28 protein-coding genes and 1 tRNA gene are annotated in these 25,468 nt (G+C 61.0%); 21 read left to right on the top strand and 8 right to left on the bottom strand.

Annotated elements, in window-relative coordinates; translation table 11 throughout:
* Nucleotides 1-16: 16 nt before the first annotated feature.
* Nucleotides 17-808, bottom strand: a complete 792-nt coding sequence (locus OLZ32_RS02570) for a rhomboid family intramembrane serine protease (protein ID WP_003539884.1) — start codon at nt 806-808, stop codon at nt 17-19.
* Nucleotides 809-1,072: 264 nt separating this feature from the next.
* Here OLZ32_RS02570 and OLZ32_RS02565 point away from each other — a divergent pair, with 264 nt between their 5' ends.
* The 7 genes from OLZ32_RS02565 to OLZ32_RS02535 all read left to right on the top strand — a co-directional run bounded on the left by OLZ32_RS02565 (nt 1,073) and on the right by OLZ32_RS02535 (nt 7,863).
* Nucleotides 1,073-1,717: a PAS domain-containing protein gene (locus OLZ32_RS02565; RefSeq protein ID WP_017988418.1), complete on the top strand. Its 645-nt coding sequence runs from the start codon at nt 1,073-1,075 to the stop codon at nt 1,715-1,717.
* Nucleotides 1,718-1,841: 124 nt separating this feature from the next.
* Nucleotides 1,842-2,453, top strand: a complete 612-nt coding sequence (locus OLZ32_RS02560) for a PilZ domain-containing protein (protein ID WP_017988419.1) — start codon at nt 1,842-1,844, stop codon at nt 2,451-2,453.
* Nucleotides 2,454-2,827: 374 nt separating this feature from the next.
* Nucleotides 2,828-3,802, top strand: coding sequence for a prolyl aminopeptidase (gene pip / locus OLZ32_RS02555; RefSeq protein ID WP_264395466.1), 975 nt, complete (start codon nt 2,828-2,830; stop codon nt 3,800-3,802).
* A 374-nt stretch (nt 3,803-4,176) separates the two neighbouring features.
* Nucleotides 4,177-4,782, top strand: a complete 606-nt coding sequence (locus tag OLZ32_RS02550) for a transglutaminase-like cysteine peptidase (RefSeq protein WP_062944314.1) — start codon at nt 4,177-4,179, stop codon at nt 4,780-4,782.
* A 203-nt stretch (nt 4,783-4,985) separates the two neighbouring features.
* Nucleotides 4,986-5,771 (top strand): hypothetical protein, encoded by a 786-nt coding sequence (locus OLZ32_RS02545; RefSeq protein ID WP_264395465.1) that lies wholly within the window; start codon nt 4,986-4,988, stop codon nt 5,769-5,771.
* Nucleotides 5,772-5,905: 134 nt separating this feature from the next.
* Nucleotides 5,906-7,474: a serine hydrolase gene (locus tag OLZ32_RS02540; RefSeq protein ID WP_264395464.1), complete on the top strand. Its 1,569-nt coding sequence runs from the start codon at nt 5,906-5,908 to the stop codon at nt 7,472-7,474.
* A gap of 113 nt (nt 7,475-7,587) precedes the next feature.
* Complete coding sequence (locus OLZ32_RS02535) at nt 7,588-7,863, top strand: hypothetical protein (protein ID WP_003559631.1); 276 nt, start codon at nt 7,588-7,590, stop codon at nt 7,861-7,863.
* An 89-nt stretch (nt 7,864-7,952) separates the two neighbouring features.
* Here the strand turns inward: OLZ32_RS02535 and OLZ32_RS02530 are convergent, their stop codons facing one another.
* Both OLZ32_RS02530 and OLZ32_RS02525 read right to left on the bottom strand, forming a co-directional pair.
* A complete protein-coding gene (locus OLZ32_RS02530) occupies nt 7,953-8,390 on the bottom strand; it encodes a DUF1489 family protein (RefSeq protein WP_003559632.1) in 438 nt (145 codons plus the stop codon).
* Nucleotides 8,391-8,451: 61 nt separating this feature from the next.
* A complete protein-coding gene (locus tag OLZ32_RS02525) occupies nt 8,452-9,855 on the bottom strand; it encodes an L-serine ammonia-lyase (protein WP_017988424.1) in 1,404 nt (467 codons plus the stop codon).
* Between the two features lie 353 nt (nt 9,856-10,208).
* On the opposite strand from OLZ32_RS02525, the gene OLZ32_RS02520 reads away from it, so the two are divergent.
* Nucleotides 10,209-10,646: a VOC family protein gene (locus OLZ32_RS02520; protein ID WP_264395461.1), complete on the top strand. Its 438-nt coding sequence runs from the start codon at nt 10,209-10,211 to the stop codon at nt 10,644-10,646.
* A 1-nt stretch (nt 10,647) separates the two neighbouring features.
* On the opposite strand, the gene OLZ32_RS02515 is transcribed toward OLZ32_RS02520, so the two are convergent.
* Nucleotides 10,648-11,847, bottom strand: a complete 1,200-nt coding sequence (locus OLZ32_RS02515) for an acyltransferase family protein (RefSeq protein WP_264395460.1) — start codon at nt 11,845-11,847, stop codon at nt 10,648-10,650.
* Nucleotides 11,848-12,011: 164 nt separating this feature from the next.
* Here OLZ32_RS02515 and rpiB point away from each other — a divergent pair, with 164 nt between their 5' ends.
* The 3 genes from rpiB to OLZ32_RS02500 all read left to right on the top strand — a co-directional run bounded on the left by rpiB (nt 12,012) and on the right by OLZ32_RS02500 (nt 14,460).
* Nucleotides 12,012-12,461 carry a ribose 5-phosphate isomerase B gene (gene rpiB, locus OLZ32_RS02510; RefSeq protein ID WP_003539915.1) on the top strand — a complete coding sequence of 150 codons (450 nt, stop codon included), beginning with the start codon at nt 12,012-12,014 and terminating at the stop codon, nt 12,459-12,461.
* Between the two features lie 245 nt (nt 12,462-12,706).
* On the top strand, nt 12,707-13,471 hold the full coding sequence (locus OLZ32_RS02505; RefSeq protein WP_003539916.1) for a DUF599 domain-containing protein: 765 nt from the start codon (nt 12,707-12,709) through the stop codon (nt 13,469-13,471).
* Nucleotides 13,471-14,460 carry a heparan-alpha-glucosaminide N-acetyltransferase gene (locus OLZ32_RS02500; protein WP_003539917.1) on the top strand — a complete coding sequence of 330 codons (990 nt, stop codon included), beginning with the start codon at nt 13,471-13,473 and terminating at the stop codon, nt 14,458-14,460. Before OLZ32_RS02505 ends, OLZ32_RS02500 begins: the two co-directional genes overlap by 1 nt.
* A 24-nt stretch (nt 14,461-14,484) precedes the next feature.
* On the opposite strand, the gene OLZ32_RS02495 is transcribed toward OLZ32_RS02500, so the two are convergent.
* Entirely contained in the window at nt 14,485-14,877 is a 393-nt protein-coding gene (locus OLZ32_RS02495; RefSeq protein WP_011652104.1) for a MerR family transcriptional regulator, read from the bottom strand.
* A gap of 65 nt (nt 14,878-14,942) precedes the next feature.
* Nucleotides 14,943-16,358 carry a magnesium transporter gene (mgtE, locus tag OLZ32_RS02490; protein ID WP_017988428.1) on the bottom strand — a complete coding sequence of 472 codons (1,416 nt, stop codon included), beginning with the start codon at nt 16,356-16,358 and terminating at the stop codon, nt 14,943-14,945.
* Between the two features lie 242 nt (nt 16,359-16,600).
* Here mgtE and OLZ32_RS02485 point away from each other — a divergent pair, with 242 nt between their 5' ends.
* The 3 genes from OLZ32_RS02485 (at nt 16,601) to OLZ32_RS02475 (ending at nt 18,381) form a co-directional block, all read left to right on the top strand.
* Nucleotides 16,601-17,095: a peptide deformylase gene (locus tag OLZ32_RS02485; protein ID WP_264395459.1), complete on the top strand. Its 495-nt coding sequence runs from the start codon at nt 16,601-16,603 to the stop codon at nt 17,093-17,095.
* Between the two features lie 83 nt (nt 17,096-17,178).
* Nucleotides 17,179-17,697, top strand: a complete 519-nt coding sequence (locus OLZ32_RS02480) for a BON domain-containing protein (protein ID WP_017960581.1) — start codon at nt 17,179-17,181, stop codon at nt 17,695-17,697.
* Nucleotides 17,698-18,015: 318 nt separating this feature from the next.
* Nucleotides 18,016-18,381 carry a hypothetical protein gene (locus OLZ32_RS02475; RefSeq protein WP_017988431.1) on the top strand — a complete coding sequence of 122 codons (366 nt, stop codon included), beginning with the start codon at nt 18,016-18,018 and terminating at the stop codon, nt 18,379-18,381.
* 57 nt (nt 18,382-18,438) lie between these two features.
* Here the strand turns inward: OLZ32_RS02475 and lipB are convergent, their stop codons facing one another.
* Nucleotides 18,439-19,161: a lipoyl(octanoyl) transferase LipB gene (lipB, locus tag OLZ32_RS02470; RefSeq protein ID WP_264395458.1), complete on the bottom strand. Its 723-nt coding sequence runs from the start codon at nt 19,159-19,161 to the stop codon at nt 18,439-18,441.
* A gap of 182 nt (nt 19,162-19,343) precedes the next feature.
* On the opposite strand from lipB, the gene OLZ32_RS02465 reads away from it, so the two are divergent.
* The 7 genes from OLZ32_RS02465 (at nt 19,344) to sugE (ending at nt 25,029) form a co-directional block, all read left to right on the top strand.
* Nucleotides 19,344-19,428: transfer RNA gene (locus OLZ32_RS02465), tRNA-Leu, on the top strand.
* Nucleotides 19,429-19,525: 97 nt separating this feature from the next.
* Nucleotides 19,526-20,509, top strand: coding sequence for a DMT family transporter (locus OLZ32_RS02460; protein WP_264395457.1), 984 nt, complete (start codon nt 19,526-19,528; stop codon nt 20,507-20,509).
* 64 nt (nt 20,510-20,573) lie between these two features.
* On the top strand, nt 20,574-21,278 hold the full coding sequence (locus OLZ32_RS02455) for a hypothetical protein (RefSeq protein WP_011652111.1): 705 nt from the start codon (nt 20,574-20,576) through the stop codon (nt 21,276-21,278).
* 75 nt (nt 21,279-21,353) lie between these two features.
* The gene (locus OLZ32_RS02450) at nt 21,354-23,375 is read left to right on the top strand and encodes an acetyl-CoA carboxylase biotin carboxylase subunit (RefSeq protein ID WP_264395456.1); all 2,022 of its coding nucleotides are present in this window, start codon (nt 21,354-21,356) and stop codon (nt 23,373-23,375) included.
* A gap of 105 nt (nt 23,376-23,480) precedes the next feature.
* Nucleotides 23,481-24,068 (top strand): GNAT family N-acetyltransferase, encoded by a 588-nt coding sequence (locus tag OLZ32_RS02440; RefSeq protein ID WP_319641100.1) that lies wholly within the window; start codon nt 23,481-23,483, stop codon nt 24,066-24,068.
* A 10-nt stretch (nt 24,069-24,078) separates the two neighbouring features.
* Complete coding sequence (locus OLZ32_RS02435) at nt 24,079-24,546, top strand: YaiI/YqxD family protein (RefSeq protein WP_003539940.1); 468 nt, start codon at nt 24,079-24,081, stop codon at nt 24,544-24,546.
* A 168-nt stretch (nt 24,547-24,714) separates the two neighbouring features.
* Nucleotides 24,715-25,029 (top strand): quaternary ammonium compound efflux SMR transporter SugE, encoded by a 315-nt coding sequence (sugE, locus tag OLZ32_RS02430; RefSeq protein ID WP_027667501.1) that lies wholly within the window; start codon nt 24,715-24,717, stop codon nt 25,027-25,029.
* A gap of 42 nt (nt 25,030-25,071) precedes the next feature.
* Here sugE and OLZ32_RS02425 read toward each other — a convergent pair whose 3' ends face one another.
* Nucleotides 25,072-25,464: a DoxX family protein gene (locus OLZ32_RS02425; protein WP_003539944.1), complete on the bottom strand. Its 393-nt coding sequence runs from the start codon at nt 25,462-25,464 to the stop codon at nt 25,072-25,074.
* Nucleotides 25,465-25,468: the final 4 nt, after the last annotated feature.

The following is a 25,468-nucleotide window of genomic DNA, read 5'->3' as shown; positions in this document are numbered from 1 at the left end:
TCGTGCACTGCCCGGCTCAAGATTGCAACATATCCTTCTCGGATCCGGCAGGTTCCATCACCGGCGGGCGCGGCGTCCGGTCGAACAGCGAAAACAACAGGAAACCGAAGACGAAGCCGCCGATATGCGCGTCCCAGGCAATCGCCTGGTCGCTGTCGCCGACGAGCGGGATGCCGACGGCGATCAACGCGTTGCCGACCAGCCAGAGCAGCATGAAGATGATGACGGTACGGCTCTTCAGCGCCTCGACGATGGAAAGCCGGGGATTGAGATGCGCAGGCAGCATCGGCCGCCGTTCGGCCGGAAAGGCGAATCGGCAGGCGGCGCCCATCAGCCCGGAGATGACGCCCGACGCGCCGATCAACAGTGACACGTCCCCCCAGTTCAGCACCGCGTGCAGGGCGGCCGACGCGACGGCGGAAAAAACCCAGAAGAACACGAAACGCAGCGTCCCGATGCGGCGCACGACCGGCGCGCCGAAGGCCATCAGCCAGAAGGCGTTAAAGAGGATATGCTGGACGCTGCCGTGCAGCAGCGAATAGGTGACGGGCGTCCAGAACAGCTCCGGCCCCTGCTGCGACAGCGGAATCACATAGCGGGCGGGAACGAAGCCGAAGGTGAAGAACAGCCAGTTCATCGCATCGTCGGACAGCAGGAGTTCCTGCACCGCATAGATGACACCAAGCAGGCAAAGACTGAAGAACAGTGCCGGCGGAAGGTTGAAGACCGGTTCGCGCGGTGGCCGTGCCGGCGGCTGGACCTCGGGAGGTTCGGGCGCCTTATGCGGCTCGGCCGTATGCTCATTCATCTGTGTTTTGCCTCGTTGAGGCCACAGCCATACAGGAGCGACTGTCAAAAAAAAAGCCGTCCGAAGGGTCGGACGGCGTACCGGGAGCTCCAGGAAAAGACCTCGGCCCGGGCAGGTTGTGCTGAACTTCGAAAGTCGAAGCGATGGCAGGACAGTGTCACGACGGGCATCGCATCTCAACCGAAACCATCTCTTAACCTTAACCGCCGCGATCTGGCATGAAATCCGCAAGGTAGAGCCTGTAAGGGCAATGACTGCCCGAAAATGCTCCGGAATGGGACAGGTTGGTGTGAAATGCGTGTGCAAACGACCATCGAGATTTTTGACTACTGGAACCGTATCCGCGGCGCTGCCGATGCGCCGCTGAAATCACAGGTCGAACCCTCCGCCGTCCCCCACCTGCTCCAGAGTCTGTTCATTCTTGAGAGGCGCGAGGGCGGAGACATCGGTTTCCGGCTCGCCGGCACCCGCATCTGTGATCTCTTCGGGCGTGACCTGCGCGGCGAACGTTTTTCATCTCTCTGGGCAAATGGTCAGCTCGCGGACATCGAACGCACGGCGATGGGCGTCATGGACCATGCGATGCCAGCCCTGTTCAACGCCACCGGCTACAGCACCGTCGGTCATCAGGCCTCCTTCGAGATTATCATGATGCCGCTGCGTTCGCCGGACGGCGCCTGCGACCGGCTGCTCGGCGCGATCGCGCCGGCAGCGGCCGCGAGCTGGCTGGAGATCGTGCCGCTAGAATTCCTGGCGCTCGACCGCAGCCGCCTGCTGCCCGAAAAATTCGACAAGGCAGCACCGACCGAACCGCGCCCCATCAATAGGATCGTCGCTGGCAAAAGCATCCATTTCGGCCAAGTCATGCGCCGCATGGTGTCACAGCTGCTGAGCGCGGAGGCCCGCTGACGATCCCATTTCGGCACATCCGGCATACTCGTTTTCCGCTATATGGGGATCGGGCAAAACAACCTTCTGTTAATGGATTGTGGGTAAAGATCGGTCTCTGCGATTTTCATGAAGAAGCCCTTTGATGCACTCGTTCCAGCCAGCTCAGACGCAACGACCTGCGCCGCGCCCTGAACAGGGCGTTTTTCAGCGCGTGCCCATCAACATGCAGGGCCGGTTGATGCTTGCGAACTACGAGGAATTCGAATGCATGGTGATCGACATGTCGCCTGGCGATATGTACGTCACCTGCCTCGGCCGGCCGCGCGCCAACGAACGCGTCGTCGCCTATATCGACCATCTCGGCCGCGTCGAAGGCTATGTCCAGACGATCGATGGCCGCGGTTTCACCATGTCGATCAATGCCACCGACCGGAAGCGCGAGAAACTCGCAGCCCAGCTCACCTGGCTTGCCAACAAGCACGAACTCGGCCTGCCCGAGGATCGCCGCCACGACCGTCTGACGCCACGCGACACGAAGACCGATCTGACGCTTGAGGACGGCACGCGTTATTCCTGCCGCATCATGGACCTTTCGCTGTCGGGCGCTGCCGTCGACGTCGAGATGCGCCCCTCGATCGGAACGGCCGTGCGACTCGGCAATATGCGCGGTCGCGTCGTGCGCCACTTCGTCGAAGGTGTGGCGATCGAATTCCTGTCGATCCAGTCCCGCGAGACGTTGCGCGAATTCCTTTAACAGCTGCGGAAAATGGCACTGCCTTGCCGGGGATTCCGTGGCGGGGTGCAATTCTCGACGGACTTCCATCGAATGCGATTGCCAGGTCCGGTGCGCGCCCGGTCAGGTCGTGTTGAAAAGCCTGCACTTCACAGCAGGAGCTTTGCAAGCGGCAACGAACCTGGCTTTGGAAAGTAAGCACGAAATCCTGTCGCAAGTCGTTCCACCCAGGCGGTAGATAATTTATGAGTGGAACAAGCTGCGACACTGATCGGCACGCAATAAGGTTGCGCAAAATTGTGCAGTGATTTGCGTTCGGGAATGCCCTGCCCTCGCCCGTCTTCCCTTTGTCACGGATATGATGGATAAGGCCCGCCTCGATCTCAGGTGCGTCCATGTCAGCTCTTTATCCCGAAATCGAACCCTATGATCATGGTCAGCTCGATATGGGCGACGGCAATCTGATCTATTGGGAAGCCTGCGGCAATCCGGCGGGGCGGCCGGCGCTGGTGCTGCATGGCGGCCCTGGTTCCGGCTGTTCGACTGCGGCGCGGCGCTATTTCGATCCCGACGCCTATCGAATCATTTTGTTCGACCAGCGCAATTGCGGCCGCAGCCTGCCGAATGCAGCCGATCCTGAAATCGATCTCTCCCTCAATACCACTTGGCATCTCGTTGCCGATATCGAGCGGCTGCGGGCCTATCTCGGCATCGACAGTTGGCTCCTTTTCGGCAATTCCTGGGGTTCGACGCTGGCGCTGGCCTATGCCGAAACCCATCCGGAGCGCGTCGCGGCGATCGTCCTGTCAGGCGTGACCACCACCCGGCGGTCGGAAATCGACTGGCTCTATCGCGGCATGGCACCGCTCTTTCCGGAAGAATGGCACCGTTTCCGCCAGGCGGCTCCTCCAGGCAGCCAGGGACGAGACGAGGACATGGTTGCCGCCTATCATCGTCTCCTCAACGATCCGGACCCGGAAACGCGCCTCAAGGCGGCGCGCGACTGGCATGATTGGGAGGCGGCCTCGATCCTGCTCGCCGATCCCCAAGGCCGGCCGCGCCGCTGGGCCGATCCGGCCTATATGCTGACGCGCGCCCGCATCATCACCCATTACTTCAGCAATGGCGCCTGGCTGGAGGACGGCCAGCTTTTGAAGAATGCCGCGCGGCTCACCGGCATCCCCGGTATCCTGCTGCAGGGAAGGTTCGACATCGAGGCGCCGCTCGTCACGGCTTGGGAACTCGCCCGCGCCTGGCCGCAAAGCGAGCTCAGCATCCTTCCGCATGCTGCCCATTCCACCGCAAATCCGGATATGAGCGCGGCGATCGTCGCCGCCACCGATCGATTTCGCGATTTTCCTCAAAAATAATTTTCCCGCCCACATCGCCGATCTGAGCGATATTCTGCTTTCGAACCGGCCGAATCGGCCAATTCCGGCGGCATCGATGGCCGCGCGCACGTCGCCAGAATCGCTTTTCGGCCGGCGGAATTTATCCGGCTCAACGAAAATCCTTAACATCAGGACGGCAACGCAACCTTTTCGCGGGCGAAAGCCTTGTTGTGTGAATTAAGATTTTAATCGAATTCGAGACAAATCCGCATCGAATTTTATGCGCATTCGAATCTGTTTTTAGCCAAGTTTTATCGGCATTTGAATCAACTAAGCCTTTAATTATATTGCGTAATTTTGCGTGAGATAAAAACGTCTGTGCCATTGTCACCTCAACTTACGGGGAGACGGCAATGACAACTGCAAATATCCTGAAAGGCGGCCTTCTGGCCGGTGCCATCCTGATGGCAATGGCGGGTTCGGGACAGGCGATGCCCGCCAGCATGGCCCTGGCAGGCAATGCCAGCCCGCCGATCGGACACTACGAATTCTGCAAGGCGAATCCGACGGAATGTGTCGAAGTCGGCGGCGATGCCGGACCGGCCATTCTCACTGAGGATCGCTGGAAGGAAATTCTCAAGGTCAATTACACTGTCAATTCGACGATCCAGCCGATGACGGATGAGCAGATCTACGGGGTCGAGGAGCGCTGGGCCTATCCGCGCACCGTCGGCGACTGCGAGGATTACGCCCTGCTGAAGCGCAAGATGCTGATCGACGACGGTTTCTCGCCGTCCGACACGCTGATCACCGTCGTGCTGCAGCCGAATGGCGAAGGCCATGCCGTGCTGACTGTTCGTACCGATCATGGCGACTTCATCCTCGACAACATGCGCAACAAGGTGCTGCTGTGGTCGGACACCGAATACACCTATCTGAAGCGCCAGTCCGCCGACGATCCGGCCCGCTGGTCGAAGCTTCAGGACGGCCGCGCTGTCGCGGTCGGTAGCGTCAAGTAAGAACAGCCTGCCGGCCGTTGCCGGTTGCTGCCTGCGGCCCGGTCAGTCCCCGCATCCCGTCCCCGACCGGTGCCCAAGAGCCGTTCCCGCTGTCCCGGGAACGGCTCGCCCCTTTTAAAGGCTTCCCCACCAGCGCATTAGCGAATTATTAACCCTGTCGGTCCGATCATGGTGATGAGATTCATCATCGGCACCGGCGGCTCATGTTCTTCCTGCGGCGGACCGAAACCCGAAGAACCGCCATGAGCCATGCCGCGCACAGTGCACCCGACGAGCAGCCGCTTCTTTCCATGGGGTTTCTCCTGCGCACGATGGCGGTGATCTCAGTCCTGGCGGTGCTGACCGTTGCCATCAGCATCGGCGGCCGTTGGTTCGGCCGGCATATCTCGCTTGCCGGCAACACCGACAGCACGGCTGAAATCCAGCTCGCCATCGGCCGCGACACCGTAAAATTCCCCGAGAATGCCATCCGTTTCCCGAGCCAAAGGCATGAAGGCGCCGCCGAGCGCGTCGATCTCTACCTCGCCTGGCCTGAGATGCAGGGTTACGGCAAGGAAAATCACCTTCGATTCGACGATATTGCTCAATCCTCCGGGCTGATCTTCCTGCAGATCACCCAGAGCACCATGTCGCGCGACATGTCCGGGCGGCTGGAACCGATCTATTCGCATCTGCTCGAAGGACCTGCGGAGCCCTTCCGCGACGGGCTGACGCTGCATCGTCTTCGCGCCGATGCGGGTTACGGCGACGAGGTGCTACTGACGGCGCCCGTCAAGGGCGGGCCGGATTACGTCGTGCGCTGCATCTTGCCGTCAGCCCCGGATAAGGCCGCGGGCGGAGATTGTCAGCGCGATATCAAAGTCGGTCGGGATCTCAGCGTTCTCTACCGCTTCTCAAGCAGCCATCTCGACGACTGGGAACATATTGATGCCGCTATCCGCACCTTTGTAGACGCGCGTCTTGTGAACCGTTCTGCGACAAGTCCCTAAAATGCTCTCCGGACAGCGAAATAAACGATTCATCATAAACGGATTGGTAACGCCCAACCGGTAATTTTAGAAGACGATCTGTGCGGCGGGAGGTGTGCGGTTCCTGCCAAAATCTGAAGTGCCAAATATCTGAAATGCAAGCGAAGAGTGGAATAGTGTCAAGGTCAGTCTCCTCCGTATCATCGTCCCGATCCGGCAGTTTTTTCGCAAGGCTGCTGGCGATCCTTTCGGTGGCCGTCACGATCGTCATGGTCGATTCGGTGAATGCCGACGCGGAAGCGGCAAATCCGAAATATGCAGGCATCGTCGTCGACGCCAAGACCGGCAACGTTCTCTACAGTGAGAACGCCGACCGGCTGCAATACCCCGCCTCCCTGACCAAGATGATGACCCTCTACATGACCTTCGAGGCATTGGAGCAGGGTCGCATCCGCCTCGATACGCCGGTTCCCTTCTCCGCCCATGCGTCAGCCCAGGCGCCGACCAAGCTCGGCGTGCGCGCCGGCGGTACGATCACCGTCGAACAAGGCATTCTCGGTCTCGTCACCCTGTCGGCCAATGATGCCGCAACCGCACTCGGCGAAATGCTCGGCGGCAGCGAGGATCGCTTCGCCCAGTTGATGACCGCCAAGGCGCATGCGCTCGGCATGACGCGCACCACTTATCGCAATGCCAACGGTCTGCCGAATACGGCGCAGATGACGACGGCGCGCGATCAGGCCCGCCTCGGCATCGCCCTTCGCCAGCACTTTCCGCAATATTACGGCTATTTCTCCACCCGCGCCTTCAAGTTCGGCAGCCGCACGATCCGCAGCCACAACCGCCTGGTCGGTTCGGTGCGCGGCGTCGACGGCATCAAGACCGGTTACACGCGGGCTGCGGGTTTCAATCTGGTAAGCTCGGTGCAGGTCGATGGCAAATCAATCGTCGGCGTCGTGATGGGCGGCGCCTCGACACCTGCCCGCGATGCCCAGATGCGCAATCTGATCGCCAGCTACCTGCCGAAGGCATCGAGCCGTGGCGGATCGTCGGCGCTGATCGCCCAGGCAGCCCCTGCCCCGGCGATGATCGTGACGCCGGCTCCGGTCCAGCCCAAGAAGGCTCAGCAAATGGCGAAGACCATCACCGCAGCGCAGCCGCCCGTTTCGGCCGCCGCTGCCGATCTCAGCCTGCCGCACAAAGGCCCGCTGCCGGATGCGCGCTACCAGGTCGCCGAGACCGAAGTCGCCTATGCCGAGACCGCTCAGTCTAAATCCGACAATCCGCTGGTGGCGCAGCCGATGCCCGCGCCGACCAAAGTCAAGACCATGGCCTTCAAGCAGCAGGCATCGGTCGCCGTGCCGACGCCGGCACCCGCCTACATGCCGCCGGAACAGGGCGATACGTCGGTCGATGAGGTCACCACCGCCTCGACCACTCTCTCCCCGACTCGTGCTGCTTCAACCAGCAATGGACCGACCGGCTGGGTCGTGCAGGTCGGCGTCTCGCCGAGCCGGCAAATGGCCATGGACCTTCTGGAAAGCGCCAGGAGCAAGGGCGGCAAGGCGCTGGCCTCGGCAAAGCCCTTCGCGGTCGCCTATGCCGCTGGTGGTGACCAGCTTTACCGCGCCCGCTTTGGCGGCTTCGACGATCAGCGCGATGCCGTCAACGCCTGCAAGGCCTTGAAGAAGGCCGGCATCAAGTGCTGGGCAGCGGCCCAATGAGCTATTCGATGCTGCCTGCAAGATGGCCGGCGGCATTGGTGACGGCCGGAATCGGTGTTTGCGTTTCCGGCCACCGTTCTTGAACTCGATCAGTATTGCGTACGGGGAAAACAATGGCGATCAATGAGAATTTTCCAGGAGTGCCAGCCGACCGCCGCATGGCGGCTAAAGGGCGCTCATCCCTCCATCCGCTGCATGAGGCTGCTTTGCGCCTCGCCGAGATCGGCCTGCAGCGGCCGAAGGCGAAGTCTCCGAAGACCCGGGATCTCATCAATCTGCTGCTGTGCCATGGTGCACGCGCCTGGCGCTATTCCCAGCCTGAAGCCCGCATCCATCTGCATGTGACCTCGCCGGACGGCAGCGCGCCGGTGCAACTGCGCCTGCGGTGAACTGCAAGGTACCGCGCGTCATTTCAGGCGCGCGGAGACATTCAATCCACGCATGAAACTTTCCGGAAGTAGGCTCCGATTTTCGGGGATTAGAGCAGACCAAGGTCCGTAAGCTCGCGGCGCAGATCCGCGGGCATTTCGGCAATGCCGGCGCCAAGGCTTGTCAGGTCGCGCGGCACGTCATCCTCAGTGTAATAACGCCAGCCCTGGAAGGGACGCTTCGGCTGCACAGCCGTCTCGATGACCTCCGGGCCGAGCATCAGGCGGCAGCGTGAAATCCCCTCGCCGTCGGTGAAGGTCTCGATGTCGAGCAGCTTCTGCCTCGCCTGCACCTGCCCCTTGATCACCCAGTAGAGCGAGCCGCCGTCTAGCAACTCCTCCATACGCTTCGGCGCCATGCGCGTCGTATGCACCGAATGCGGCTCGAGCCCGGCGGCTATGGCGCGCAGCGAGCGTTCCGCCACCCATTCGCGCAGATCGTCTATCGAGTCGGCGCCGACACAGAGTTTGATGAGATGCAATGCCATGCTGCCGTTGAAATCCTTTTGGCAGCGAGCGTCAAGCACCAAGCATCCGGCATCCACAAACTCAGCATTCGACGACGTTGACGGCGAGTCCCCCGGTCGAGGTTTCCTTGTATTTCTCGCTCATGTCGTGGCCGGTCTGGCGCATCGTCTCGATACAGGCATCGAGCGGCACGAAATGCTGGCCGTCGCCCTTGATGGCAAGCGAGGCCGCCGTGACGGCCTTGACCGCGCCGAGTGCGTTGCGCTCGATGCAGGGAACCTGCACGAGGCCGGCGATCGGATCGCAGGTCATGCCGAGATGATGTTCGAGCGCGATCTCAGCGGCGTTTTCGATCTGCGCCGGCGTGCCGCCCATGACGGCCGCAAGCCCCGCTGCAGCCATCGCCGCCGCCGAGCCGACTTCGCCCTGACAGCCGACCTCGGCGCCCGAGATCGAGGCATTGTGCTTGATGATGCCGCCGATGGCAGCGGCCGTCAGCAGATAGTCGCGGATGCCGTTCTGGTCCCAGTCCTCGTGGAAATGCTCGTAGTAGCGGATCGTCGCCGGAATGACGCCGGCTGCCCCGTTGGTCGGCGCCGTGACGACGCGCCCGCCGGCTGCATTCTCCTCGTTGACGGCCATCGCATAGACGCTCAGCCAGTCATTGGCGAGCAGCGGGTTGATGCGGTTGCTGCGCCACTCCTCCTCCAGCTTGTCGTGAATCCTGCGGGCGCGACGCTTGACGTTGAGGCCGCCCGGCATGATGCCCTCGACCTTGAGGCCGCGCTCGATGCAGGAGCGCATTGCCTCCCAGATACGGTCAAGCCCCTGGTCGAGCTCCTCTTGGCTGCGCTGGCTCTCCTCGTTCGCCCGCTTCATCTGGGCGATCGACAACCCTGAGCGCTCCGCCATATCGAGCATCTGCTTGGCGGTGGAGAAGGGATAGGGCACACGCGTGCCGCCGGGCGCGTTCTTCTTCGCCCGCATCTGCTCCAGCTCGGTGTCGGTGACGACGAAGCCGCCGCCGACCGAATAATAGATGCGCTTGACGAGAAGCCGGCCGTCCCTGTCATAGGCAGAAAAGACCATGCCGTTGGCATGGCCGGGCAGCGGCTGTTTTTTGTCGAAGATCAGGTCGGTTTTCGGCTGGAACTGATAGCCGGGATGGCCCGCCGGCGTGATGCGGCCGGTGCGCTCCACGGCGTCGACGATGCTGTCCATTCTGTCGGGATCGACGCTGTCGGGCGCTTCGCCCATCAGCCCGAGAATGACAGCCCTGCCAGTGCCGTGGCCGATCCCGGTATGGGCGAGCGAGCCGTGCAGGCTGACCTTGATGGCTGTGACCTGAGCGCCCGATGACGGACGCGGCCATTCGTTCGAGAGGATCAGCTCGAGAAACCGGTTGGCCGCCGACATCGGACCCATCGTATGTGAGCTCGACGGCCCGACACCGATCTTGAAGACATCGAATACCGAGAGAAACATGGGTGCGCCTTCTGAATACGAGGATGCAAGCTTAAGCGAGGTCGGTTTCGAATCCGTGCAGCACACCGACATCGCATGGAGCCGGTGCGACATTCCGGCTGCACACTGGAGCGCCGCGTGTCCAATAGGACGCGCAGGCACTTTGAGTGTGCGCATAATCCTTCCCGAAAATCGAATCCGATTTTCGCGGTCATGCGCTAAACCAAGCAGCCCGCCTTGCCAATCATTGCTGCATTCAATGAAGCCTATGCGGAGGAAGAACTGGTAGCCTTATCTTGACAGTCTGCACCAACTCCCAATGTCCTGCTGACGTCGATGCTAGACGACACCTTGTAGATTGGGAGATTGGACACATGGCGCTCAAACGGATGGACAACGTGGGAATCGTCGTCGATGACCTCGAAGAGACGATTGATTTCTTTCGTGACCTCGGCCTCGAGCTCGAAGGGCGGGCCACGATCGAAGGAGAATGGGCCGGACGTGTCACTGGACTGGGCAATCAGCATGTCGAGATTGCCATGATGCGCACGCCTGATGGCCATAGCCGGCTTGAGCTCTCCCGCTTCCTCACGCCGCCTGCTGTCGCGGATCACCGCAATGCCCCGGTGAACGCCCTAGGCTACCTCCGCGTCATGTTCGCCCTTGATGACATCGACGAGACGGTTGAGAGGCTCCGCAAGCGCGGCGCGCTGCTCGTCGGCGAAGTCGTGGACTATCAAGACACCTATCGGCTCTGCTACATCCGCGGGCCTGGAGGGCTTCTCATCGGACTCGCCCAAGAACTTAGCTGAGCTATGCGCGAAGCTTCTCGTCGCGATCATCTTGAATGACCGTGCCGTCTGCTCCATCCCTGGGCTCGGCCGTCGCAGAGATTTGCCGTTGATCGGCCGTGGCTGACGTTACGTCGCTCAGCATCCGCTTTTCGATCTCCTGCAGATCGAGAATTGCGCGGTCCATTTGGTTGGCCGGAGTTTCGCGCGAAACCAGACGCCAGCGATTATCCTGCCATATCAGGACCAGCAGCCGCCGGCCTGGAACCTCTATTGTCTCGTGGGTGAACCATGCCCCGATGACCGCAACGCAAAGCGTCACCGCGATGAGCGCCGGTTCCGGCATCAAGGCATCAAAGGTCAGACGCGCCAGGAACATGATGGGGACATGGAAAAGGTAAAGTGAAAAACTGATCTTTCCGAAAAACCGTACTGGTGCAGCTGCCAGGACACGGGCTGCGATGGGAGGCTGTCGAGCGACGAGCCCGACAATAACGGCTGCGGCCACCGCACTTTGCAGGCTCCAGAATTCAGGGGAAAAGCCGGGTAAGATATGCCGGTAAGTGAAAAACACCGCCAGAAGGAAAAGCGTTGAAATACCTGTGAGGACAGATGGAACCCAGCTATTCCAGTGGGAATGCATGATTCCGGCCACTGCGCCGAAAAGAAAGTAGGGAAGCTTGGAGACGAGCACTATTCCCGGGCCTGGCAATTCAACCAGGCCATCGACGACGACGGCCACGGTGAGGCCCACAATCATGCCGCTATAGCGGTGTGGCTGGGCCAAGCAAAGCCACAGGACGGGAAAGAGCAGATAGAACTGGATCTCGGGTGGTATCGACCAGAAAACACCACTCGAGCCGAGCAGAAAGACATGGCGCACAAAATCCGTGCCGCCAGCGATCGGCTGAACAAAATCCAGATTTTGCATACTCGACAGCATCGCTACGAGAACGACGGCCGTCAGGTAAACCGGATAGATGCGGGCAAAGCGGCTCACAAGAAAATCCAGCACATTTTCTCTCGTGACCGGCCGTGAGCCGTAGAGATGCGCCATCAGGAAGCCGCTGAGAGCAAAAAACAAACCGACAGCTTCGTCGCCCATCGTCACGAGATGCGGAGCTGTGATCGGAAAAATAAGGCCAACATGGGCTCCAACGACCAGAAGCGCAGCGACACCGCGCAGGCCATCAAGACTCGGGATGTAATCCGGCCGACTCATGGGTCACTTTTGAATTCGGAGTTCAGGTTCAGTCCTGAAGAATTGGCCATCACGACTTTAAAAGCGGTTAACGCGGCGCCCTGCTGGTGCGCCTCTAGACTGGCCTCGCGCCAGCGTGCATCGTCAGAACGAAAAATTGCTTTGGAAAACGGGACCACTTCTCCATGCCAGCCACCAACCGCATCGCCCTCTCCAGCGACCACGCCGCCATTCAGCTCCGGCAGGCCATTGCCGGTCATATCGCGGCGCAAGGCTGGATAGCGGTCGATATCGGACCGACAACGCCGGAGAGCACACACTATCCTCAGCACGGCGAAGCGGCGGCCCGTCTCGTTGCCTCCGGCGATTGCCGGTTTGGCATCATTCTATGCGGCACCGGCCAGGGCATCATGATGGCGGCGAACAAGGTAAAGGGCATCCGTTGTGGCGTGTGCGCAGACCCATTCTCGGCCCGGATGATCCGCCAGCACAACGATGCCAACATGCTTTCGATTGGCGTGCGCGTGGTCGGCGAAGGGCTGGCGCTCGATGTCGTGGATGCGTTCCTGACAGCTCGTTTCGAGGGCGGCCGGCATGCGACGCGGGTGGGGATGATTGAGGCGCTGGAGGGGTAGCGCCGTCTTTTTTCTTCTTCTTTGGATTGCCGCCCCGAATACGCAAGCTGACGGATGACCGCATTGCTGTCGTTAGTCCCAGAAGATGCCGGTCGGCTATCCACCAAGCCTTGTCGTTTCCCGACGGCTCGATTATGCCGAACTGCCGCATGGCCGAAAGCCCGCGTAAAGCCGCCGAACTCGGCCATGCGGCATAATCCGACTTGCGGCATAGTGGTCGCGTTCATGCGGAGACTGAATCACTGATGACGACGGCGGATTATATCGCTCTGGCTTTCTTTGCCTTTGTCTGGATGGGCTATTCCTGGCTGCTGCATGGCCGTACCTTCTTCGGGCGCACCAGCCTGACCCATGCGATGACCGAACGGCGCCGGGAGTGGATTTACAATTCGCTGCGCCGCGACCTGAAGATGATCGACACGCAGATCATGGCCGGCCTGCAGAACGGCACCGCCTTCTTCGCTTCGACTTCGATCTTCGCGATCGGCAGCTGCTTTGCTTTGCTCGGCGCGACGGAGAAGGTCGACGCCGTCTTCGCCGACCTGCCCTTCGTCTTCCATGGCGGCCATGCCGTCTTCGAGATGAAGGTCGGCGGGCTGGCAGCGCTTTTCGGCTACGCCTTCTTCAAATTCGGCTGGTCCTATCGGCTGTTCAACTACTGCACCATCCTCTTCGGCTCGATCCCGATGATGCGCGACACCGAGCGCGACATCATCGCCGCCGAGCGGGCCGCCGAACGCGTCATCCGCATGAACGTCATTGCCGGCAGCAATTTCAACGAGGGCCTCAGGGCGATCTTCCTGTCGATCGGCTATCTCGGCTGGTTCATCAACCCTTATGTCTTCATGCTGACGACGGCGATCGTCATCTTCGTGCTGACACGCCGCCAATTTTTCTCGCAAGCGCGACTGGCGATCATGGATACCGGCCCGCCATCAAATCTCCACCTTTCTGCTATTCGCCGCGATAGGCCGTCGAGCGACGGAAATGATTTGTCCGAGGGACTTTGATGACATTGCCGGCAAGGGAAGCCGATGCGGCGGCAAAACCGCCGCGCATCGGTCTATTGGATACGGCGCGCGGCGTCGCGCTGATCGCCATGGCGAGCTACCATTTCAGCTGGGACATGGAGTTCATGGGCTATCTCGCGCCAGGCACGGCCGAGACCGGTTGGCTGAAGATCTATGCCCGGGCGATCGCCACGACCTTTCTCTTCATCGTCGGCATCAGCCTGGTGCTGTCGAGCAGGCCTGAGATTCGCTGGCCCTCCTTCTGGAAGCGCTTCGGCATGATCGCTGCGGCAGCCGCGGTGATCTCGATCGCCACGCGCATCGCGATGCCGAACGAGTGGATCTATTTCGGTATCCTGCATTGTATTGCGGTGCTCACGCTCATCGGCGTCGTTTTCTTGAGACTGCCGCTCGCCTTCACGCTCATCGCCACGCTCGCGCTCCTTGCCGCCTGGATCACCGATTATTTCGGGCCGCCCGGCCTGCTTCGTTCATCCTTCTTCGATCCGCGATATCTCGCCTGGATCGGCCTTGCCGTGGCGCCGGAACGGTCCAACGACTATGTGCCGCTGTTTCCCTGGGCAACGCCGTTCTTCGCTGGATTGAGTATCGCCTCGATCGCTATCAGAACCAGGCTGCTGCACCGGCTTGCCGCCGTCGGCACCGGCTCCTGGTGGCCGGCAAGGCTCGGCCGCCACAGCCTTGCCTTCTATCTCATCCACCAGCCGGTGTTGATCGCCATCGCCTATGGGATTTCTCTCGTCGTCCCGCCGCAGGCGCCGGATCCGGTCGCAACTTACCTAAGGCAATGCAACGCCTCTTGCGTCATGCAGCAAGGCGAAGCGCTCTGCCACAGCTTCTGCCAGTGCACGCTGGGGAAATTGCAGGCGCAAGCCCTGTTCACGCCGCTGCAGGAGGGCGCGATCGACATACAGAACGACGAGCGGGTTCAAACGATCGCTGCCGAATGCAGCGCCGAGGCGCAATAAAAGCCGGCAACCATTAGCCGCTTTTCAGGTGGTGACGCCGATTTCGGCGAGGCGGCCGAGGCAGGTCTCTTCGATGGCGTCGAGTTCTGCCAGCGTATCGTCGATATCCTTGCGCTTCTGGCGCAGGTCGTCGCGCTTCTCGTCGACACGCTTCATCAGGAGTTTCAACTGGCCGAGTTCGCCCGGCGGCTCCTTGTAGACCTGGATGATCTCGCGGATCTCCGCGATGGTGAAGCCGATGCGCCGCCCGCGCAGGATTTCCCCGATGAGCCGCCGGTCGGCTTGCCGGAACAGACGGGTGCGCCCGCGCCGCTCCGGATGGATCAGTCCCTCGTCCTCGTAGAAGCGGAGCGTGCGCGTCGAGACCCCGAATTCGCGCGTCAGTTCCGTTATGCTATAATATTTGTTCACCGGCATGTGTTCCCCGTCGTCGGACAGACGATAATATTGACTTTTACGTAATAGTCAATTTTTTGGGCGGTTCAGATGCCGAACCACCATGTGGCGATACCAAGAAAGGCGAAGAAGCCGGTACAGTCCGTCACCGTCGTGACGAAGACGGAAGAGGCGATTGCCGGGTCGGCCCCCATCTTGTCGAGCAGCAGCGGCAGCAGGATGCCGGCAAGGGCTGCCGCCATCAGATTGATGACCATCGCCGCCGCAATCACCCCGCCCAGCTGGTAGTCGTGAAACCACGTGCCGGCGATCATGCCCATGATCGAGGCGAAGACGATGCCGTTGAGGACGCCGACTCCCGCCTCCCTACGGATGATGCGACCGGCATTGTAAATATCGAGATCGCGGGTGGCGAGCGCGCGCACCGTCACCGTCATCGTCTGTGTACCGGCATTGCCGCCCATCGAGGCGACGATCGGCATCAGCACCGCAAGCGCGATCATCTTCTCGATCGAGGCGTCGAAAAGGCCGATGACGCTTGCCGACAGCATCGCCGTGCCGAGATTGATCAAAAGCCACAGGAAGCGCGAACGCACCGTCGAAAGCACATTGTCGGACAGCTCTTCGTCGCCGACGCCGCCGAGGCGCTTGATGTCCTCGTCCGCCTCCTCGTGGATGACGTCGACGACGTCGTCGATGGTCAGCACGCCGACCAGCCGGCCGTTTTCGTCGACGACGGCGGCCGAGAGAAGGTCGTACTGCTCGAAGAGCTGGGCCGCCTCCTCCTGGTCCATCTCGGCCGGAACCGGATGGTTGGTCTCACGCATGATCTGCTCGATCTTCGTCTGCCGCTTGGTGCGCAGAATCTGGTCCAGATCGACGGCGCCGAGCAGCTTGAAGGTCGGATCGATGACGAAGATCTGCGAGAAGGAATAGGGCAGATCCTCTTCGTCGCGCATGTAGTCGATTGTCTGGCCGACCGTCCAGAACGGCGGCACGGCGACGAATTCCGTCTGCATGCGGCGCCCGGCCGAGCTTTCGGGATAGTCGAGCGCTCGGCGCAGCCGCACCCGCTCGGTGAACGGCAGCTGGGCGAGGATCTCTTCCCGGTCCTCCTTGTCGAGGTCTTCGAGAATGTAGACGGCATCGTCCGAATCGAGCTCGCCGATCGCAGCGGCGATCTGCGCGTTCGGCATCTGGTCGACGATTTCGCGGCGGATCGCCTCGTCGACCTCGGTCAGCGCCGTCATGTCGAAATCGTCGCCTAGCAGGCGCACCAGCGCCAGGCGCTGATCCGGCTGGATCGCCTCCAGCAGGTCGCCTATTTCGGATTCATGCAGGCGGGCAACGTTCTGGCGCAGGAACAGCGTGTCGCGGTCGGCGATTGCGGCGCCGACAAGCGCCAGGAAATCGCCGCGGACATTGCCGTCCTCGTCGTAGATATCGGCTTCCTCGTCATCGGGACGCCTGCGAATGCGGTCTTCCCCGTCGGTCGTCGTCATCTGCCGCCCTCGCATCTGGTTCGAATTTCAACGACTGCCGCGCCGCATTCGCAAATGTCGGCCGAAAACACATTGTCAACAAGCGGATAAGCAAATCCCGCGCGAGGCTCCCGCAACCGGAATTCTTGGCCCCTGCTAGCCCAAAGCATCCGTGTCGTAAAGCGGCAAACCGTCCTTCGTGATGACAATGCACGCGGCCGGCGATAGTTTCCTCACCCGTCCAAGCAGAGGAAGCCCGCCCCATGCCCATCCGTCCGATTCTGCGTTATCCGCATCCGGGCCTGAAGACTGTCTGCGCGCCGGTGACGGTCTTCGATTCCTCGCTCACAGCGCTTGCCGAGGACCTGCTGGCGACGATGCGCGCAGCCCCCGGCGTTGGCATCACCGCCGCCCATATCGGCGTCTTCAGCCGTGTCACGCTGCTGGAACTCGACAAGGCCGACGGCGTGCGCCTTTACGTCAATCCTCATATCACCTGGTTTTCGACGGAGACGATGGACCATACCGAAGGCAGCGTCTCGATGCCCGGCGCGACAGACGAGGTCACCCGCCCGCGGGCGATCCGCTTCCGCTATCAGGATGCCGAGGGCGCCGTGCACGAGGACGGTGCCGAAGATTTCCTCGCCATCTGCATCCAGCACGAAGTCGACCAGCTCGACGGCATTTTCTGGCTGCAGCGCCTCTCACGGCTGAAGCGCGACCGTCTCGTGAAGAAATGGGAGAAGATGCAGGGCTGACAATCACGGCTGACAAATCGCCGTCCACGCCGAACCATTCGCCGTTGCCGGCGTTTCCAGCAAAGAAGCAAGGAGCGAATGCAATGGCAAGGATCGGTGACAAGACCCAGTTTTCCCGGGAGAAGCCTGAGCTTTCCCGGGAGGAAGATTATCGCGACCTCGAAGAGCGCAATCTCGACGAAGGCTGGCCCTATGCCGATGGCAGCGGCGCCGGCACCGGCGGCCCGGATAATCGTCCTTACGGCGAGACCGCGGCCAATTTCGACAGCGATCCCAACAAGGGCTTCCGGATAGATGGCACGGATGAAGACGGCAACGAGAACCGCCTGAAAGATTCGCTGCGCGCCGATACGATCGACCGCGATGAAAGCGACGATCTCGAAGCGCGGGTGAACGATAATCTCGAAAACATTCCCGAGGTCGATATCGACAGCGTCGAGGTTCATGCGGACGGTCACGTCGTTACCCTGGAAGGATCGGTGGAGACGATCGGCATCGCCCGTAAGGTCGAACTCGGCGCGCTTTCGGTCGACGGCGTCCATCATGTCCGCAACAAGTTGCAGCTGACCGGTGTCGACGCGCATATCCCGAACGAGGATTAACGCATTACGCACAGCGCAGATTATCAACGGGAGGGCTGCCGCCTTCCGTTGATGATCGTTCTCAACATTACCAAAAATTAACAATTTACGATTGTAGCAACAACTGTCTCATTCACGAGACCAATTGCCAATTTCTGTTAGGCGGCTTCTGTCACGAGAACGTCAATTCCGTTGACAACACTGTGATTTTATTAGGACAAATGGTCGCGGCCGCGCCGTCATATTATCACAAAATTGCCTGAATTGAGGCGCGAAGTCGTATGTGCCGAGGGTTAGTTTATGTTGTGGAATTCAACAGCAGATTGAGGAGATAGACCCATGCGCATCAAATTTGCCCTTGCCGCGTCCCTGTTCGCCGTCAGCCTCGCAGGCGCCGCCTTCGCCCAGCCGACCTATTCCAGCGATTACACCAACGACAGCGACGGCTTCGCCCCGAGCCCGATGTCGAAGCCGGCTCCGGTCCACTATAGCAGCCGCAAGGCTCCGGCCTATTCCAGCGACTACACCAACGACAGCGACGGCTTCGCCCCGAGCGCCATGGCGGCTCCGGTGGTCGACAAGACCGCAACGGCCAGCATCAACTCCCTGCCCCCATGCCACAGCATGATTGGCCCGAAGGGCTCCCACACCAAGGGTGCAGACAGTGGCGCCTCCCGCACCGAAGCATGCCGCGCGACGCATTGATCCGATAAAGGCTGGGATCCGACAAAAGAAAGGGCCGGAAACGGCCCTTCTCTCTATTCAATCCATTTCGCGCGTCGTTTCCCCAAAAACCGCCTCGAAGGCGGTGCGCAGCCGGATATCGACATCAGCCATCATCACAGGCAAGCCAAGATCGACGAGGCTGGTCACGCCATAGGCCGAGATCCCGCAGGGCACGATGCCGTCGAAATGATCGAGATCGGGGTCGACGTTGAGCGATAGTCCGTGGAAGGTCACCCATTTCCGCAGCCTTATGCCGAGGGCGGCGATCTTGTCCTCGGCCATCGTCCCATCGGCCAGCAACGGCTTTTCCGGCCGGCGCACCCAGACGCCGACGCGATCTTCACGTCGCTCGCCGCGCACATTCATCATGTCCAGCGTGCGGATGACGACATCTTCGAGGGCGGCGACGAAGGCGCGCACGTCCTGACGCCGCCTTTTCAGATCGAGCATGACATAGGCAACGCGCTGGCCGGGTCCATGATAGGTGTATTCACCGCCACGCCCGGTCGCAAAGACCGGAAACCGGTTCGGCTGGACGAGGTCCCTCGCATTGGCGCTGGTGCCGGCAGTATAGAGCGGCGGATGTTCGACGAGCCAAACGAGTTCATCACCGCCATCGGCGATTAACGCCACCTCGCGCTCCATCGTCTCCACCGCCTCCTCATAGGGAACGAGGCCGTCCGCAAAGCGCCAGCGGACCGGTCGGGTACCGAGTCGGGGAAGCATGGAGAATTCGAGATCGGTGCGAAGCATGGCCATTCCTTGCCGCTCTCCCCGAAATGCCTGTAAAATAGGGGCGGCAGCACAGCTATATGGACCCGTTTCGGGGCCAATTCAAATGCTGTGAGCGGTTTTCAAAAAAACTGTCATATCGCCCTTGTGCACCCCAGATGCTTTTGCTACATGCTGCCCCGCCGACGCAAATCGGCACCTACCACGATGCGGTCGTGGCGGAATTGGTAGACGCGCAGCGTTGAGGTCGCTGTGGGGCAACCCGTGGAAGTTCGAGTCTTCTCGACCGCACCATTTCCCTTCAGGGAAACGCTCTCTAAGCGACGAATTCGTTTTCACCTCGAAGCCATTTGCGATAGCTCGGCTTGATTGCCCTGCCTTCTCATGGTTGATGGCGTCATCCTCGCAAGAATCAGCAGCCATGTCAGAGCCCCACCAAAATTCCCTGCAGGGCATGGCCATCATGTCCGGCGCCATGCTCATCCTGCCGATCATGGATGCCATCGCCAAATACATGGCGACCTTCGAGGCGATGTCGCCGGGTCAGGTGACCTTCTATCGATTCTTCATCCAGATCGCCTGCACCCTGCCGATTCTTTTCGCCCTTTTCGGGCTGAAGGCGCTGTCGGCCCAACGGCCGTGGATGAACCTGCTGCGCGGTGTGCTGCATGGTGGTGCGAGCCTGCTGTTCTTCGTCGCCGTCAAATACATGCCGCTCGCCGATGTCTTCGCCATCTATTTCGTCGAGCCCTTCATGCTGGCCGCCCTGTCGGCGCTGTTTCTCGGAGAGAAGGTCGGCTGGCGGCGCTGGACGGCGATCGTCGTCGGGTTCGGCGGCGCGATGATCGTCATTCAGCCGAGCTACGAAATCTTCGGCCTGAAGGCGCTGCTGCCGGTTGCCTGCGCCTCTTTGTTCTCGCTCTATCTCTTCCTCAACCGCGCCATCGGCGAGGCCGATTCGCCACTGACCATGCAGACGATGGCCGGCATCGGCGGAACGGTGTTCATGGCGGTCGCCCTTTTCCTCGGCAACAACTCCGGCAGTGCCGATTTTACCGTCTCCCTGCCCTCCTCCAGCCTCGGCCTTGTTCTGCTTCTCGCCCTCGGCTCGATCTCGGGATATGCGCATATGCTCATCGTCCGGGCCTTCCGCCTCGCGCCGCTGTCGCTGCTTGCGCCGTTCCAGTACTTCGAGATCATCTCGGCGACCGTTCTCGGCTATGCGTTTTTCAACGATTTCCCGAGCTTTTCCAAATGGATCGGCATCTTCATCATCGTTGCGTCAGGCCTCTTCATCATCTGGCGTGAGCGGCTGCAGGCGCAATCGTTAAAATCTTCCGGACCCGGGGAATATCGGGTTAACTCCTCTTCTTGAGGGATCGTCAATTCGCAGACGGTAAAACTGTCTCCGGTTTCATGATGAAGCCTGGAGTTAAAACATGAGCGAATTTCGTCTCGCTTTTCCGGCCTGTGTCGTGGCCGGCAAGCATCGGCTGACGGCCGAAGATATAGTACTGCTGCGCAAACATAGTTTTCCGGAGGGTATCCGGACATCCGACGATGTCGTGGCGATGTTGGCGCTCAACAATTCCTGCCCTGAAAAATGTGCCGACTGGAACGCTTTCTTCGTGGAACAGCTCGCCGGTTTCATTGTCCATTACACCTATCCGCAGGGTTCGCTGGATGAAATCAACGTCGCCTGGATCATGCGCATGTTCACGACCGATGGTGTCGTCAACTCGGCGCTCGAGCTCGAACTCATTCTCCATGTCATGGAGATTTCGGCCGATGTCCCAGTCGAGTTGAGAGCGCTCGCCCTCGATCAGCTCCGCCTGGCGATCACCGACAATATCGGTGGCTACAAGCTGTCGCGCGCCATCGATCGCCGGGGCATCACCCGCCAGGACATCGACTATGCGATGCGCATCTTCAGAAGCGTGGCCGAAGGCGGCGTCATCCCGGTCTCGTCGGTCGAGTACGGCGTTCTCCAGCAGATCGAGCAGGCAACGCTGCGCGGCGCCAATCATCCGCACTGGGCGGGGATCATGGCTGCCGTCGAGTTGCGCGACTATGCCGAGCCGCGTCGCAGCCGCTGGCTGCGTATCGTCGACGAGGAACCCGTCGCAGAAGCTGCCGTCGCCTGACGCTCCGCAAGCCTGATTGTGCGTTCCGGTGTTTTGTGCGTAAAACTCCGGGATGCATTTCTGGGTGGAGTCTCGATGTTCAAGAAAATCCTGATCGCGAATCGCGGCGAAATCGCCTGCCGCGTGATCAAGACTGCGCGCCGCATGGGTATTTTGACCGTCGCGGTCTATTCGGATGCGGATCGGGACGCGCTGCATGTCGAGATGGCCGACGAGGCCGTTCATATCGGCCCGGCCGCGGCGTCGGAGAGCTATCTGGTTGCCGAAAAGATCATTGCCGCCTGCAAGGCAACCGGCGCCGAGGCGGTGCATCCCGGCTACGGCTTCCTGTCCGAACGCGCCTCCTTCTGCGCTGAACTGGAAAAGCAGGGAATCATCTTCATCGGCCCGAAGCCGAAAGCCATCATGGCGATGGGCGACAAGATCGAATCGAAGAAATTCGCCAATGCCGCCGGTGTATCCACCGTGCCCGGCCACCTCGGCATCATCGAGGATGCCGCCCATGCGGAAGTAATATCAGGCGGGATCGGTTATCCCGTCATGATCAAGGCCTCGGCCGGCGGCGGCGGCAAGGGCATGCGCATTGCCTGGAACCAGGCGGAAGTGCGCGACGGCTTCGAGCGCGCCCGCTCGGAGGCGAAAAGCTCTTTTGGTGACGACCGCGTCTTCATCGAAAAGTTCGTCGTCGAGCCGCGTCATATCGAGATCCAGGTCCTGGCCGATGCGCATGGCAACGTCGTCTATCTCGGCGAGCGCGAATGCTCGATCCAGCGGCGGAACCAGAAGGTTGCGGAAGAGGCGCCCTCGCCCTTCCTCGATGAAGCGACCCGCAAGGCGATGGGCGAACAATCGGTGGCGCTGGCGAGAGCCGTCGATTACCAGAGCGCCGGCACCGTCGAATTCATCGTCGACCGGGACCGCAAATTCTATTTCCTCGAAATGAACACCCGCCTGCAGGTCGAGCATCCCGTGACCGAACTCGTCACCGGCATCGACCTCGTCGAGCAGATGATCCGTGTCGCAGCAGGAGAGCCCCTTCCCTTTGCCCAGGAGGATGTGAGGCTTGACGGCTGGGCGGTCGAGAGCCGGCTCTATGCCGAGGATCCCTATCGCAACTTCCTGCCCTCGATCGGCCGCCTGACGCGCTACCGGCCGCCGGCGGAAGGACGGACCGGCAATGTCGTCGTCCGCAACGATACCGGCGTCTTCGAAGGTGCGGAGATCTCGATGTATTACGACCCGATGATCGCCAAGCTCTGCACGTGGGCGCCGACGCGGCTGGAAGCGATCGAGGCCATGGGACAAGCGCTCGACGGCTTCGTCGTCGATGGTATCGAGCACAATGTTCCTTTTCTGTCGGCGCTGATGAAACATCCGCGCTGGCGCGAGGGCCGGCTTTCCACAGGCTTCATCGCCGAGGAATATCCCGATGGCTTTGCGCCGATGAAACCGGACCAGGCGGAAGAAGCCGTGCTTGCCGGCATCGCGCTCTCCGCCTGCCTGATCGAGACCAACCGCCGCGAACGTTTCGCCGATCGCCTGCGCGCCGCAGCGGGCGCGCTGCGCGAGGATTGGGTGGTCAAGATCGGCGACAACCACGTCGCTGCAAGATTGCTCGACGGCCTCGTCACCATCCCGTTCGATATGGATATCGCGATCGAGGGGGCGATAGAGGGCGAGAGCAAGAGCGTTGTCACCGATTGGAGACCGGGTGATCCTGTCTGGAGGGGCAAGGTCGGCGGTCGCGACATCACCGCGCAGATTCGCCCCGTTCTGAACGGCTTGCGTATCGACTGGCAGGGGCTTTCGGTGAATACCAAGGTCTTCTCGCCGCGTCATGCCGAACTCGACAGACTAATGCCGGTGAAACTGCCGCCCGATACTTCCAAGCTCCTGCTCTGCCCGATGCCCGGCCTCGTCGTCGCCATCGCGGTTGCCGAGGGCCAGGAGGTCAAGGCCGGTGAGACGCTTGCGATCGTCGAAGCGATGAAGATGGAAAACGTGCTGCGCGCCGACCGCGATCTCGTCGTCTCGAAGATCAATGCCGCGGCCGGCGAAAGCCTGGCCGTCGATGCCGTGATCATGGAATTCGCCTGAGAGACAAGCCAGGCGGCCGGCTTCACATCGGCCCGGCTTGCCGACCATGCCAAGCTCAGCCTGACAGGCAGCTGGTTACCGACAAAATCAGCAGGGAGATATCAAATGGACGTTCGCGCCGCCGTTACCGCTCAGGCAGCAAAACCGCTGGAAGTGACGACCGTGCAGCTGGAGGGGCCGGCGGCCGGCGAAGTGCTGGTGGTGGAGGTCAAGGCGACGGGGGCTGCTGCCACCTATAGGGTAGACCTCAGGAGTCTCGATGAACTTCCCGCGCGGGAACTCTACGACCTCTTGAGAATGCGCGTCGATGTCTTCGTCGTCGAGCAGAACTGCCCCTACCCGGAACTTGACGGCAAGGATATCGATGCCTTGCATCTGCGGCTGCTGGACGGTGCCGAACTCCTCGGCGCGGCGCGAATCCTGAAACCGTATGAGCCACAGGATCCGTCGAAGATCGGCCGCGTTGTCGTCTGGCCTGACCATCGCGGCAAGCGGCTGGGCGATGTACTGATGAGCGAAGCGATTGCCGCTTGCGAGCGGCTTTATCCGGAAAATCCTATTGCCTTGTCGGCACAGGCCCATTTGCGGCGGTTCTACGAATCTTTCGGTTTCACAGCGGTGTCACAGGAATATCTGGAAGACGGCATTCCCCACATCGATATGGTCCGCCAGCAGGCCACGCAACCGGCATGAGGATATTACCATGATCTATGTCGACGCCGATGCCTGCCCGGTGAAGCCGGAAGTCCTGAAGGTCGCGGAACGTCACGGCCTCGAGGTCACCTTCGTTGCCAATTCCGGCCTGCGCCCCTCGCGCGATCCGATGATCCACAACGTCATCGTCTCCAACGCCTTCGACGCCGCCGACAACTGGATCGCCGAACGTGCCGGCGCGGGCGATGTCGTCGTCACCGCCGATGTGCCGCTTGCCGTGCGCTGTGTCGCGACCGGCGCCTTCGTCAGCGGCCCCACAGGGCGCGTCTTCGACGAGACCAATATTGGCATGGCGAGCGCCATGCGCGATCTCGGCGCGCACTTGCGCGAAACCGGCGAGAGCAAGGGCTACAACGCCGCCTTCAGCCCGAAGGACCGCTCACGCTTCCTCGAAACCTTCGATCGCCTCTGCCGCCGCGCCAAAAGCCTTGCCGCGGAGGCTGGCGGGCAGCCGTGATGTGGCTCGCACAGGCTCGGAAGAAACGGGTGGCATGGCAGCCATGCCGATTCCTAACTTGAAGTCGGCCGTTTCCTCACGCATATAGGCACTATCGCAGACGACTGCGGCATCCTCTGGGATGCAACTGTCGCGGGGACGGCCTCGCTCTTGAACAAGGAGAGTCGCATGGCCTGGTTTCTGCTTTTTCTCGCCGGTCTTTTCGAATGTGGCTGGGCGATCGGCCTTAAGTATACCGAAGGCTTCACACGGCCGATGCCGACGGCGCTGACCGTCATATCGATGGTGATCAGCATCGTGCTGCTCGGCCTGGCGGTGAAGCATCTGCCGATCGGCACCGCCTACGCGGTCTGGACCGGCATCGGTACGGTCGGCACCGTATTCCTCGGAATCTGGCTGCTTGGCGATGAGGCAAGTGTCTCCCGCCTTGCCTGCATCACGCTGATCGTCGCCGGCATCGCCGGCCTCAAGCTTACTGCCTGACATGAAGCTGAGGGGCGTCACCGACGCCCCTCAGCGTATCGTTCAGGCTGTCTTGCGGTTATCGACGGCAAAAGCGCCGGGACCGGAGAAGACCAGGTAGAGGAAAACGAAGCAGAACAGGATCGCGGCGTCGCCCTGGTTGACGGCCGGGAAGAAGCTGCTCGGGGCATGCGCCATGAAATAGGCGACCGCCATTTCTCCGGCCAGCAGGAAGGCGACCGGACGCGTCAGCAGGCCGACGAGAATGAGGATGCCGCCGACAAGCTCAAGCAGGGCGGCGAACAGCATCAGCGGCGGCAGCGAGCCCGACATCTGCGAAGCAGGGAAGCCGAAAAGCTTCATCGTGCCGTGCTCGATGAACAGCAATGCGGTGATGATCCTGAGCGCAGCCAGCCCATAGGGCTGATAGGCGGAAAGACGGTCGAAAGTTGACATTAAA

The organism is Rhizobium acaciae (assembly GCF_025941625.1).
In the GTDB taxonomy this organism is placed as follows: domain Bacteria; phylum Pseudomonadota; class Alphaproteobacteria; order Rhizobiales; family Rhizobiaceae; genus Rhizobium; species Rhizobium acaciae.
This window is presented reverse-complemented; position numbering and strand designations above follow the sequence as displayed.

Bases quoted from the DNA above. Each gene is read 5' to 3' on its own strand.
- OLZ32_RS02485 (WP_264395459.1), top strand. From the start codon at position 16,601: ATGCCCATCCGTCCGATTCTGCGTTATCCGCATCCGGGCCTGAAGACT.
- OLZ32_RS02570 (WP_003539884.1), bottom strand. From the start codon at position 808: ATGAATGAGCATACGGCCGAGCCGCATAAGGCGCCCGAACCTCCCGAG.
- OLZ32_RS02455 (WP_011652111.1), top strand. From the start codon at position 20,574: ATGAGCGAATTTCGTCTCGCTTTTCCGGCCTGTGTCGTGGCCGGCAAG.
- rpiB (WP_003539915.1), top strand. From the start codon at position 12,012: ATGCCAGCCACCAACCGCATCGCCCTCTCCAGCGACCACGCCGCCATT.
- OLZ32_RS02540 (WP_264395464.1), top strand. From the start codon at position 5,906: ATGCAAGCGAAGAGTGGAATAGTGTCAAGGTCAGTCTCCTCCGTATCA.
- OLZ32_RS02530 (WP_003559632.1), bottom strand. From the start codon at position 8,390: ATGGCATTGCATCTCATCAAACTCTGTGTCGGCGCCGACTCGATAGAC.
- OLZ32_RS02545 (WP_264395465.1), top strand. From the start codon at position 4,986: ATGTTCTTCCTGCGGCGGACCGAAACCCGAAGAACCGCCATGAGCCAT.
- OLZ32_RS02515 (WP_264395460.1), bottom strand. From the start codon at position 11,847: ATGAGTCGGCCGGATTACATCCCGAGTCTTGATGGCCTGCGCGGTGTC.
- mgtE (WP_017988428.1), bottom strand. From the start codon at position 16,358: ATGACGACGACCGACGGGGAAGACCGCATTCGCAGGCGTCCCGATGAC.
- OLZ32_RS02435 (WP_003539940.1), top strand. From the start codon at position 24,079: ATGATCTATGTCGACGCCGATGCCTGCCCGGTGAAGCCGGAAGTCCTG.
- OLZ32_RS02440 (WP_319641100.1), top strand. From the start codon at position 23,481: ATGGACGTTCGCGCCGCCGTTACCGCTCAGGCAGCAAAACCGCTGGAA.
- OLZ32_RS02495 (WP_011652104.1), bottom strand. From the start codon at position 14,877: ATGCCGGTGAACAAATATTATAGCATAACGGAACTGACGCGCGAATTC.
- OLZ32_RS02425 (WP_003539944.1), bottom strand. From the start codon at position 25,464: ATGTCAACTTTCGACCGTCTTTCCGCCTATCAGCCCTATGGGCTGGCT.
- OLZ32_RS02460 (WP_264395457.1), top strand. From the start codon at position 19,526: ATGGCGTCATCCTCGCAAGAATCAGCAGCCATGTCAGAGCCCCACCAA.
- pip (WP_264395466.1), top strand. From the start codon at position 2,828: ATGTCAGCTCTTTATCCCGAAATCGAACCCTATGATCATGGTCAGCTC.
- OLZ32_RS02550 (WP_062944314.1), top strand. From the start codon at position 4,177: ATGACAACTGCAAATATCCTGAAAGGCGGCCTTCTGGCCGGTGCCATC.
- lipB (WP_264395458.1), bottom strand. From the start codon at position 19,161: ATGGCCATGCTTCGCACCGATCTCGAATTCTCCATGCTTCCCCGACTC.
- OLZ32_RS02500 (WP_003539917.1), top strand. From the start codon at position 13,471: ATGACATTGCCGGCAAGGGAAGCCGATGCGGCGGCAAAACCGCCGCGC.
- OLZ32_RS02560 (WP_017988419.1), top strand. From the start codon at position 1,842: ATGCACTCGTTCCAGCCAGCTCAGACGCAACGACCTGCGCCGCGCCCT.
- sugE (WP_027667501.1), top strand. From the start codon at position 24,715: ATGGCCTGGTTTCTGCTTTTTCTCGCCGGTCTTTTCGAATGTGGCTGG.
- OLZ32_RS02535 (WP_003559631.1), top strand. From the start codon at position 7,588: ATGGCGATCAATGAGAATTTTCCAGGAGTGCCAGCCGACCGCCGCATG.
- OLZ32_RS02505 (WP_003539916.1), top strand. From the start codon at position 12,707: ATGACGACGGCGGATTATATCGCTCTGGCTTTCTTTGCCTTTGTCTGG.
- OLZ32_RS02525 (WP_017988424.1), bottom strand. From the start codon at position 9,855: ATGTTTCTCTCGGTATTCGATGTCTTCAAGATCGGTGTCGGGCCGTCG.
- OLZ32_RS02475 (WP_017988431.1), top strand. From the start codon at position 18,016: ATGCGCATCAAATTTGCCCTTGCCGCGTCCCTGTTCGCCGTCAGCCTC.
- OLZ32_RS02450 (WP_264395456.1), top strand. From the start codon at position 21,354: ATGTTCAAGAAAATCCTGATCGCGAATCGCGGCGAAATCGCCTGCCGC.
- OLZ32_RS02565 (WP_017988418.1), top strand. From the start codon at position 1,073: ATGCTCCGGAATGGGACAGGTTGGTGTGAAATGCGTGTGCAAACGACC.
- OLZ32_RS02520 (WP_264395461.1), top strand. From the start codon at position 10,209: ATGGCGCTCAAACGGATGGACAACGTGGGAATCGTCGTCGATGACCTC.
- OLZ32_RS02480 (WP_017960581.1), top strand. From the start codon at position 17,179: ATGGCAAGGATCGGTGACAAGACCCAGTTTTCCCGGGAGAAGCCTGAG.